Source organism: Pseudomonas entomophila (assembly GCF_029478665.1).
GTDB lineage: Bacteria > Pseudomonadota > Gammaproteobacteria > Pseudomonadales > Pseudomonadaceae > Aquipseudomonas > Aquipseudomonas entomophila_F.
Map to the genome: position 1 here is coordinate 50812 of NZ_JARPQB010000057.1, position 9858 is coordinate 60669.

8 protein-coding genes are annotated in these 9858 nt (G+C 64.6%); all 8 read left to right on the plus strand.

Translation table 11 applies throughout. From position 1 onward, the window contains the following. Window positions 1-201: 201 nt before the first annotated feature. The 8 genes from P5705_RS22910 (at window position 202) to P5705_RS22945 (ending at window position 9417) form a co-directional block, all read left to right on the plus strand. Window positions 202-888, plus strand: a complete 687-nt coding sequence (locus P5705_RS22910; RefSeq protein WP_277463143.1) for a tellurite resistance TerB family protein — start codon at window positions 202-204, stop codon at window positions 886-888. Window positions 889-1016: 128 nt separating this feature from the next. Continuing rightward, the gene (locus P5705_RS22915; RefSeq protein ID WP_277463144.1) at window positions 1017-2639 is read left to right on the plus strand and encodes a methyl-accepting chemotaxis protein; all 1623 of its coding nucleotides are present in this window, start codon (window positions 1017-1019) and stop codon (window positions 2637-2639) included. Between the two features lie 5 nt (window positions 2640-2644). After that, complete coding sequence (locus P5705_RS22920; protein ID WP_277463145.1) at window positions 2645-3166, plus strand: chemotaxis protein CheW; 522 nt, start codon at window positions 2645-2647, stop codon at window positions 3164-3166. Next, entirely contained in the window at window positions 3163-4407 is a 1245-nt protein-coding gene (locus P5705_RS22925) for a CheR family methyltransferase (protein WP_277463146.1), read from the plus strand. Before P5705_RS22920 ends, P5705_RS22925 begins: the two co-directional genes overlap by 4 nt. Beyond that, window positions 4404-5069 carry a chemotaxis protein CheW gene (locus tag P5705_RS22930; protein WP_431196972.1) on the plus strand — a complete coding sequence of 222 codons (666 nt, stop codon included), beginning with the start codon at window positions 4404-4406 and terminating at the stop codon, window positions 5067-5069. Before P5705_RS22925 ends, P5705_RS22930 begins: the two co-directional genes overlap by 4 nt. Beyond that, window positions 5066-7351 (plus strand): hybrid sensor histidine kinase/response regulator, encoded by a 2286-nt coding sequence (locus P5705_RS22935; protein ID WP_277463148.1) that lies wholly within the window; start codon window positions 5066-5068, stop codon window positions 7349-7351. The genes P5705_RS22930 and P5705_RS22935 overlap by 4 nt, the downstream gene beginning before the upstream one ends. After that, window positions 7348-8361 (plus strand): chemotaxis response regulator protein-glutamate methylesterase, encoded by a 1014-nt coding sequence (locus P5705_RS22940; protein ID WP_277463149.1) that lies wholly within the window; start codon window positions 7348-7350, stop codon window positions 8359-8361. Before P5705_RS22935 ends, P5705_RS22940 begins: the two co-directional genes overlap by 4 nt. Window positions 8362-8412: 51 nt before the next feature. Continuing rightward, the gene (locus P5705_RS22945) at window positions 8413-9417 is read left to right on the plus strand and encodes a response regulator (RefSeq protein WP_277463150.1); all 1005 of its coding nucleotides are present in this window, start codon (window positions 8413-8415) and stop codon (window positions 9415-9417) included. The last annotated feature ends 441 nt before the right edge of the window (window positions 9418-9858 follow it).

The window sequence follows — 9858 nt, forward strand, 5'->3', positions numbered from 1 at the left end:
GGCTTCGAAACAGGCGAGGAAATGCCGGGGCAGACGCGGGTCGTTCATGGGCGGCCTTCTTGTTGGTCTTGATGGCCAGATCGAGTCTAGTTCGTTTTTTGTCGACTTCCCGCGCAACATTCGGAAGCATTTGCACGGGTGGCGAAGCGGCTGCCCGGGCCTACTCTGGGGGCCTCTTTTCCTACAGCGGAGACATGCCAGATGAATACTCGGAGCCTGCTCGACCAACTGCTCAAATCGGGTCAGGAACTGCTCGGTAACCAGGCCGGCAAGGGCGTGGCCGGCAAGTCTGCTGGCAACAGCCTGGGCAGCCTGCTTTCCGGCGCGGGTGGCGGTGCGCTGGCAGCGGGCGCCATGGGCTTGCTGCTGGGCAGCAAGAAAGCGCGCAAGTATGGCGGCAAGGCCCTCACCTACGGTGGCCTCGCCGCGCTGGGCGTGCTGGCCTACAAGGCCTACGGCAACTGGCAGGCGCGCCAGGGGGCGGGCAACCACGAGCCGCAGACGCTGGACCGCCTGCCGCCGGCCCAGGTCGAGCAGCACAGTCAGGCGGTGCTGCGTGCGTTGGTGGCGGCGGCCAAGTCCGACGGCCACATCGACGAGCGTGAGCGGGCGTTGATCGAGGGGGAGTTCACCCGCCTGGACAGTAGCCAGGAACTCCAGCACTGGTTGCACGCCGAACTGAACAAGCCATTGGACCCGTCCGAAGTGGCCCGTGCCGCGCAAACACCGGAAATGGCTGCCGAGATGTACCTGGCCAGTGTGATGATGGTCGATCAGGAGAACTTCATGGAGCGCGCCTACCTCGATGAGCTGGCACGGCAACTGCGTCTAGACCCGGCGCTGCGCCAGGAACTGGAAAACCAGGTCAGGCTTGCCGCAGGTCAGTGAGCTGGCATTTGGCCAATTCGTCAGGCATGGATGCCTGAATCTATCCGTATTCAGCCGTAAATGCGTAGGAAGCCTGGGCTATACTTCGGCGATTTTTCCCGCTCGTATCGAATTCCTGAGGGCTGAATGTGAAGAACTGGACCTTGCGCCAACGGATCCTGGCAAGTTTCGCCGTGATCATCGCCATCATGCTGCTGATGATCGTGGCCGCCTATTCCCGGCTGGTGGCGATCGAGTCCAGCGAAGAGGCGGTGGGGTCCGACAGCATTCCCGGTGTCTATTACAGCTCGATGATCCGCAGCGCCTGGGTCGACAGCTATGTCACCAGCCAACAGCTGGTGGGGTTGTCGAACCACCGGGAGTTCACCTCGGCGGACATCGAACTGTTCAAGAGTTTCGACGACCGTCTCAAGCAGCACATGGCCAGCTACCAGGCGACCATTCGCGACAAGGACGACCAGGTTGCCTTCGACGAATTCACCAAGCTCGAGGAGGCTTACGTGAAGATCGTCGACCAGGTGTTGGACGCGTATCGGCAGAAAAACTATGCCGAGGCTCAACGCCTGATCATCGATGTGCTCACACCCGCCTGGGTGGATGGGCGCAAGCACCTGAACGGGGTGATCGAGCGCAACCGTGAATCGGCCGATGCGGCGACCAACGATATCGTCAGCTCCGTGGCCACCGCCAAGGGCAGCATGATCGTCTCGCTGCTGCTGGCGATCATTGCCGCTGGCATCTGCGGCCTGTTGCTGTTGCGCGCTATCACCGCGCCCATGCAGCGTATCGTCCATGCTCTGGACAAGCTGCGCTCGGGCGACCTGAGCATGCGCCTGGCGTTGGACCGCAAGGATGAGTTCGGCGCCATCGAAGGGGGCTTCAACGAGATGGCCGAGTCCCTGGCCAACCTCGTGGCCCAGGCCCAGCGCTCGTCGGTGCAGGTGACCACCTCGGTCACCGAAATCGCCGCCACCTCCAAGCAGCAGCAGGCCACGGCCACCGAAACCGCGGCCACCACCACCGAAATCGGCGCGACTTCGCGGGAAATCGCCGCCACCTCGCGCGACCTGGTGCGCACCATGACCGAGGTCACTTCGTCGGCCGACCAGGCCTCGAGCCTCGCTGGCTCCGGCCAGCAAGGCCTGGCCCGCATGGAGGAAACCATGCACCAGGTGATGGGCGCCGCCGACCTGGTCAATGCCAAGCTGGCGATCCTCAACGAGAAGGCCAGCAACATCAACCAGGTGGTAGTGACCATCGTCAAGGTCGCCGACCAGACCAACCTGCTGTCGCTCAACGCCGCCATCGAGGCGGAAAAGGCCGGCGAATACGGGCGTGGTTTCGCCGTGGTGGCCACCGAGGTGCGCCGCCTCGCCGACCAGACCGCCGTTGCCACCTACGACATCGAACAGATGGTGCGCGAAATCCAGTCAGCGGTCTCGGCCGGGGTGATGGGCATGGACAAGTTCTCCGAGGAAGTGCGCCGTGGCATGTTCGAGGTACAGCAGGTAGGCGAACAATTGGGCCAGATCATTCATCAGGTCCAGGCCTTGGCCCCGCGGGTGTTGATGGTCAACGAAGGCATGCAGGCCCAGGCCACGGGCGCCGAACAGATCAACCAGGCCCTGGCCCAGCTCAGCGACGCCAGCACCCAGACCGTCGAGTCGTTGCGCCAGGCCAGTTTTGCCATCGACGAACTGAGCCAGGTGGCCACCGGCCTGCGTGGCGGTGTGTCGCGCTTCAAAGTCTGACGACGATGAACGACCTGCACCCCCGTGAAACGCGCGCGGCCGTTGGCAAGGGCGCGCTCTACCTGCAGTTTCGCATTGCCGAGCAACGCTTTGCCCTCGACGTGCGCGAGGTGATCGAGGTGTTGCCGCGACGTGCACTCAAACCTATCGCCCAGGCGCCGTCCTGGGTCGTCGGTGTGCTTGCCCACCGCGGCGCGCTGATTCCAGTGATCGACCTGTCGGCCCTGAGCTTCGGTGTCGCGGCGCCCGCGCGCGGCAGCACGCGCCTGGTGCTGGTGCATTACCGCGCCGACCCGTTGCGCCCCGACCTGCAACTGGGGCTGGTGCTGGAGCAGGCCACCGATACCCTGCGCTGCCAGCCCGATGAGTTCCAGCCCTATGGCCTGGACAACGCGGATGCCCCTTATCTGGGGCCGGTGCGCCAGGACAGCCAAGGGTTGCTGCAGCGAATCAGTGTCGACGTCCTGCTCCCGCCCGCTGTCCGTGAGCTGCTGTATCCCGCCGAGAACGGGCAGGTGCCAGCATGAGCGAGCAACGGTTCTTCCGCTTTCTGCGCGAGCGCATCGGCCTGGATGTGGAGTCGGTGGGGGCTCCGATGATCGAGCGTGCCTTGCAGCAGCGCTGTGTCGCGGTGCTGGCGGCGGACCTGGACGACTATTGGCTGCGCCTGCAGCAATCAACCGAGGAACAGCAAGCGCTGATCGAGGCGGTCATCGTCCCGGAAACCTGGTTCTTCCGCTATCCCGAATCGTTCGGCGCCCTGGTTGGCCTGGCCCACAAGCGAGTGGCCGAACTGGCTGGGACACGCCCCTTGCGTATCCTCAGCCTGCCCTGCTCGACCGGCGAGGAGCCCTATTCGATTGCGATGGCCCTGCTCGACGGAGGCGTCGCCCCAGCTGCGTTTCGCATCGATGGCATGGACATCAGCCCCAACTCCGTGGCCAAGGCGCTGCAGGGGGACTATGGCCGCAACTCGTTCCGTGGCAGTGACCTGGCGTTTCGTGAGCGGCATTTCAGTACGCTCGCAGAGCTGCAGCGTATCAATGAGCGCGTGCGCCAACAGGTCAACCTGCAGGTGGGCAACGTGCTGGACCCTGCGCTCAAGAGCCGTGACGGCCTGTACGACTTCGTGTTCTGCCGCAACCTGCTGATCTATTTCGATGTGCCGACCCAGCAGCGGGTGTTCGAGGTGCTCAAGCACCTCATTCATGCCCATGGCGTGCTGTTCATCGGCCCGGCCGAGGGTAGCCTGCTGGCGCGCCTGGGCATGCGGCCACTGGGGATCGCCCAGTCGTTCGCCTACGTGCGCCAGGAACCGGTGCCCGCCGCGCCGGTAAGCCGTTCGCTACCGGCGGTGCGACCGATCGCACCGCCGCCGAAAGTGGTCGTGCTGCCAACCCGCAGCGTCAGGCCGACTCCCGCGCTGACGCCGACCATCGAGCCCCACGAGAGCGAGGCGCAGTTGCTGGGCGCTATTGCCCGCCATGCCAACACCGGTGACAGCGAGCAGGCCAGGGCCAGCTGTGAGCGCTATCTTCGCCAGCACGCGCCCAAGGCGCAGGTCTACTACTGGCTGGGCCTGCTCAGCGACACCGAAGGCGATGCCACGCAGGCCATCACCCATTACCGCAAGGCCCTCTACCTGGAACCCCAGCACGCGGAAACCCTCGCGCACCTGGCCGCGCTGCTGGCTTCGCAGGGCGACGAGGCGGGCGCGCGGCGCTTGCAGGAGCGCGCGGCCCGGGCGGGAAGGGAGTCTGAACGATGAGTGGCGGATACCAGATGCATCTGATCGCCCGCGATGACGAGGTCATCGACGATTGCTGGAACCGTATCGGCGTGCGCGGCGACAAGCGGTGCCCGTTGCTGGAACGGCATGTCCACTGCCGCAATTGCGAAGTGTATGCCGCCGCGGCCACCCGCCTGCTGGATCGCTATGCGTTGATCGAGGGGGAGGACGTCGAGGCGAGCGTCGTGGAGGAGGTCGCTGTCGGCCGCTCCATGCTGCTGTTCCGTCTGGGTGAGGAATGGCTGGCCCTGGCGACCGCGTGCCTGGCCGAAATCGCCCCGCAACAGCAGGTGCATTCGCTGCCGCACCAGCGCTCGCGGGTGCTGCAGGGCGTTGCCAACGTGCGCGGAGCACTGGTGCCTTGCCTGTCGCTGGCCGACCTGCTGGGCGTGCCGCCCGAGGCAACTGTCGAGCGCAATGGGCGGGTGCTGCCGAGAATGCTGATTCTTGCGGCCGACGGCGGGCCGGTGGTGGTGCCGGTGGATGAAATCGATGGTATTCACCGGCTGGATCCGGCCCGCATGGAGACGGGCCGCGATACCGCGCACTTCACTGCCGCTGTCCTGCAATGGCGAGGGCGCAGCGTGCGTGTCCTGGACGAGCAACATCTACTGTCTGCCGTGAAGCGGAGCCTGTCATGACCCCGGAGCAAATGCGCGACGCATCGCTGCTCGAACTGTTCAGCCTGGAAGCCGAGGCCCAGACCCAGGTACTCAGTGCCGGCCTGATGGCCCTGGAGCGCAACCCTGCCCAACCGGACCAGCTGGAAGCCTGCATGCGTGCGGCCCATTCGCTCAAGGGCGCGGCGCGGATCGTTGGCATCGATGCGGGGGTCAGCGTGGCCCACGTCATGGAAGACTGCCTGGTGGCCGCCCAGGAAGGGCGTCTGGTGTTGCGCCCCGAGCATATCGACGCCTTGCTGCAGGGGACCGATCTGCTGATGCGCATCGCCACGCCAGGCGACCTGGGCAGCGAAGCCGCGGTCCCGGCGTTCCTGGTACAGCTGTCCGGCCTGTTGGCACCGACGACGGCTGTCGTGCCCCCGACGCTGCCACCTCTGCCGAGCGCAGCTGTCGAACCTTCGCCGCCGACGCCCATTGTTTCGGCACCAGAGCCTGTCGTCGACGCCGAGCCTGTTGCCGCGTCGAAGGCCGGCAAGCGAGCGGGCGACGGTGGTGAGCGGGTCTTGCGGGTGACCGCCGACCGACTGAACAGCCTGCTCGACCTGTCGAGCAAGTCACTGGTGGAGACCCAGCGCCTGAAGCCTTACCTGGCCACCCTGCAGCGCCTCAAGCGCATGCATGGCCAGGGCATCCGCGCGCTGGATGGCCTGAAGACCCAGCTCGAAGGCAGCGGGCAGGGCCCGGAAGTGCTCGAAGCCCTGGCGCAGACCCAGCAGTTGCTGGCAGAAACCCAGCAGATCCTGCTACAGCAGGCCACCGACCTCGACGAATTCGGTTGGCAGGCCAGCCAGCGTGCACAACTGTTGTACGATACCGCGCTGGCCTGCCGCATGCGCCCCTTCGCCGACGTGCTGACCGGGCAGAGTCGCATGGTCCGTGACCTGGGGCGCTCGCTGGACAAACCGGTGCGCCTGGTCGTCGAAGGCGAGAAGACCCAGGTCGACCGCGATGTGTTGGAAAAACTCGAAGCACCGTTGACGCACTTGCTGCGCAATGCCGTCGACCACGGTATCGAGTTGCCCGAGCGGCGCCTGCTGGCGGGCAAGCCGAGCGATGGCACCGTGCGCCTGCGCGCCTCGCACCAGGCCGGCCTGCTGATTCTCGAGTTATCCGATGACGGTGCCGGTATCGACCTGGAGTGCTTGCGCCAGAGCATCGTCGAACGCGCGCTGTCGCCGGCCGAGACCGTGGCGCAGATGAGCGAGGCAGAGTTGCTGACGTTCCTGTTCCTGCCCGGCTTCAGCCTGCGCGATACCGTCACCGAGGTCTCCGGCCGTGGTGTCGGCCTGGATGCGGTGCAACATATGGTGCGCGAACTGCGTGGCTCGATCGAACTGACCCAGGTGGCAGGGCAGGGCTGCTGCTTCCATCTGGAAGTGCCGCTGACCTTGTCGGTGGTGCGCAGCCTGGTGGTTGAGGTGGGCGGTGAAGCCTACGCCTTCCCGCTGGCCCACATCGAGCGCACCCTCGATGTGCCGACCGAGGCCATCGTGCAGATCGAGGGGCGCCAGCATTTCTGGCACGAAGATCGCCATATCGGCTTGGTGGCCGCCAGCCAGTTGCTCAACCGGCCTGCCGCCCAGGACCCGGGGCAAGGCTTGCGGGTGGTGGTGATCCGCGAGCGTGAGCAGCTCTATGGTGTGGCGGTGGAGCGCCTGATCGGTGAGCGCGTGCTGGTGGTGATGCCGCTCGATCCGCGCCTTGGCAAGGTCCAGGACATTTCCGCCGGGGCCTTGCTCGACGATGGTTCGGTCGTGCTGATCATCGATGTCGAAGATTTGCTGCGCTCGGTGGACAAGCTGCTCAGCACCGGCCGCCTGGAGCGTATCGAGCGCGGTGCCAAGGGCGGCAAGGGGGTGGCGCGCAAGCGCATTCTGGTGGTCGACGACTCGCTCACCGTGCGCGAGTTGCAGCGCAAGTTGCTGGGTAACCGGGGGTACGAAGTGGCCGTGGCGGTGGACGGCATGGACGGTTGGAACGCCCTGCGCAGTGATGACTTCGACCTGCTGATCACCGATATCGACATGCCGCGCATGGATGGCATCGAGCTGGTGACCCTGGTGCGCCGCGATCATCGCCTGCAGTCCCTGCCGGTGATGGTGGTGTCCTACAAGGACCGCGAAGAGGATCGCCGCCGTGGACTGGATGCCGGCGCCGACTATTATCTGGCCAAGGCCAGCTTCCATGACGATGCGTTGCTGGATGCCGTCGTGGAGCTGATTGGAGGTGCGCAGGGATGAAGATCGCCATCGTCAACGACATGCCCATGGCCGTGGAGGCCCTGCGCCGGGCGCTGGCGTTCGAGCCGGCGCACCAGGTGATCTGGGTCGCCGGCAATGGTGCCGAGGCGGTGCAACGCTGTGCCGAGCAGACCCCGGACCTGATCCTCATGGACCTGATCATGCCGGTGATGGATGGCGTCGAGGCCACGCGTCGAATCATGGCCGAAACCCCATGCGCCATCGTGATCGTCACCGTCGACCGCAAGCAGAACGTGCACCGGGTGTTCGAAGCCATGGGCCACGGCGCCCTCGACGTGGTCGACACTCCGGCGCTGGGCGCGGGGGATGCCCGGGAGGCCGCAGCACCGCTGTTACGCAAGATCCTCAATATCGGTTGGCTTATCGGGCAACAACGGCCCAGCGCTCCCCGCGCCGTGGCCGCGCCATTGCGCGAGGCTTCCCAGCGCCGCGGCCTGGTGGCCATTGGCTCTTCGGCGGGCGGTCCGGCGGCGCTGGAGGTGCTGCTCAAGGGGCTGCCGCGCGAGTTCCCGGCGGCCATCGTGCTGGTGCAGCATGTCGACCAGGTGTTCGCCGCCGGCATGGCCGAATGGCTCAGCAGCGCCTCGGGGCTGCCGGTGCGTCTGGCCCGGGAGGGCGAGCCGCCGCAGCCGGGGCAGGTGCTGCTGGCCGGCACCAACCACCATATCCGCCTGCTGCAGAACGGCCAGCTGGCCTACACTGCCGAGCCGGTCAACGAAATCTACCGGCCTTCGATCGATGTGTTCTTCGAAAGCGTCGCGCGCTACTGGTCGGGCGAGGCGGTGGGCGTGCTGCTCACCGGCATGGGCCGCGATGGCGCCCAGGGCCTGAAACTGATGCGCCAGCAGGGTTTCCTCACCATCGCCCAGGACCAGCAGAGCAGTGCGGTGTACGGCATGCCCAAGGCTGCCGCGGCCATCGACGCGGCCGTGGAAATTCGCCCGCTGGAGCGAATCGCCGGACGACTGATGGAAATCTTTTCGAAATGACGATATGTATTGAGTCACGCCGCCTGGCCGGTAGTGATCTGGTGACTAGGGATGAATGATCTACCAATCGAAGGTTTCACGACCATCAACGAAAGTGCGGCGATGGTCCTGCTGGTAGACGATCAGGCGATGATCGGCGAAGCGGTGCGCCGTGGGTTGGCCCACGAGGAGAACATCGACTTCCATTTCTGTGCCGACCCGCACCAGGCCGTGGCGCAAGCCATGCGTATCAAGCCCACGGTCATCCTCCAGGACTTGATCATGCCGGGCCTCGATGGCCTGACGCTGGTGCGCGAGTACCGCAACAACCCGGCCACTCAGGATATCCCGATCATCGTCCTGTCGACCAAGGAAGACCCGCTGGTCAAGAGCGCGGCGTTTGCCGCCGGGGCCAATGATTATCTGGTCAAGTTGCCTGACTCCATCGAGCTGGTGGCGCGTATCCGCTATCACTCGCGCTCCTACCTGACGTTGCTGCAACGCGACGAGGCCTATCGTGCCTTGCGCGTCAGCCAGCAGCAGTTGCTCGACACCAACCTGATGTTGCAGCGGTTGATGAACTCCGATGGGCTGACCGGGCTGTCCAATCGCCGCCACTTTGATGAGTACCTGGAGCTGGAATGGCGTCGGGCCATGCGTGAACAGCAGCAGTTGTCGCTGCTGATGGTCGATGTCGATTACTTCAAGGCGTTCAACGACAGCTTCGGCCATCTGGCCGGCGACGAGGCCCTGCGCCAGGTGGCCGAGGCCATTCGCGGTTGCTGCTCGCGGCCCACCGACCTGCCTGCGCGCTATGGCGGCGAGGAGTTCGCCCTGGTGCTGCCCAACACTTCACCGGGCGGTGCGCGGTTGATTGCCGAGAAGTTGCGCCATACCATCATGGGCCTGAACATTGCCCACACCGTGCCTGAAGCTGGTTCGCTGCTGACGGTGAGCATTGGCGTAGCGACATTGACGCCGAGTGTCGGCAGCCACTGCCGGCAGCTGATCTCGGCGGCGGACACTGGGTTGTACAAGGCCAAGAACAGTGGGCGTAATCAGGTAGGTGTCGCTTAATCCTGTTTCCACAGGGGCAGGGCATATTCAAGTTTGCACTTTCCCCTGTAGGAGCCGGCTTGCCGGCGAAAGGCCGGATCAGCCAGCACATAATTAGCGGTAATTGCCCAGTATTTTTATAAGTATTGCTCTTGCTCTTGATCTTGCTCTTGCTCTTGCTTTTAAGCGCGCGATATTTCAGGCGCCGCCAAATGCGACTTCAGGAGGCCGTATGAACGGAGCCAGCGGTTTTTGCCTTCTTTTGCCCGCGTGCAAAAGAAGGTCGCCGTAAAGGCGAAAAGGTGAGTTAGCGCCTCCATCGCAAATGGATATGCTCACGAATTTCAATGCCAATACTCTGAGAGTCAAAGTCAAAGTCAAAGTCAAAGTCAAAGTTAAGTGGGTATCTGAATATATAGGCATATCCATTTACGATAGCGACTCGAAGTCACCTTTCCGCCC

What these genes read in the sequence shown, in the direction of transcription:
- P5705_RS22910 (WP_277463143.1), top strand. Translation starts at nt 202, where the DNA reads ATGAATACTCGGAGCCTGCTCGACCAACTGCTCAAATCGGGTCAGGAA.
- P5705_RS22920 (WP_277463145.1), top strand. Translation starts at nt 2,645, where the DNA reads ATGAACGACCTGCACCCCCGTGAAACGCGCGCGGCCGTTGGCAAGGGC.
- P5705_RS22925 (WP_277463146.1), top strand. Translation starts at nt 3,163, where the DNA reads ATGAGCGAGCAACGGTTCTTCCGCTTTCTGCGCGAGCGCATCGGCCTG.
- P5705_RS22930 (WP_431196972.1), top strand. Translation starts at nt 4,404, where the DNA reads ATGAGTGGCGGATACCAGATGCATCTGATCGCCCGCGATGACGAGGTC.
- P5705_RS22935 (WP_277463148.1), top strand. Translation starts at nt 5,066, where the DNA reads ATGACCCCGGAGCAAATGCGCGACGCATCGCTGCTCGAACTGTTCAGC.
- P5705_RS22940 (WP_277463149.1), top strand. Translation starts at nt 7,348, where the DNA reads ATGAAGATCGCCATCGTCAACGACATGCCCATGGCCGTGGAGGCCCTG.
- P5705_RS22945 (WP_277463150.1), top strand. Translation starts at nt 8,413, where the DNA reads ATGAATGATCTACCAATCGAAGGTTTCACGACCATCAACGAAAGTGCG.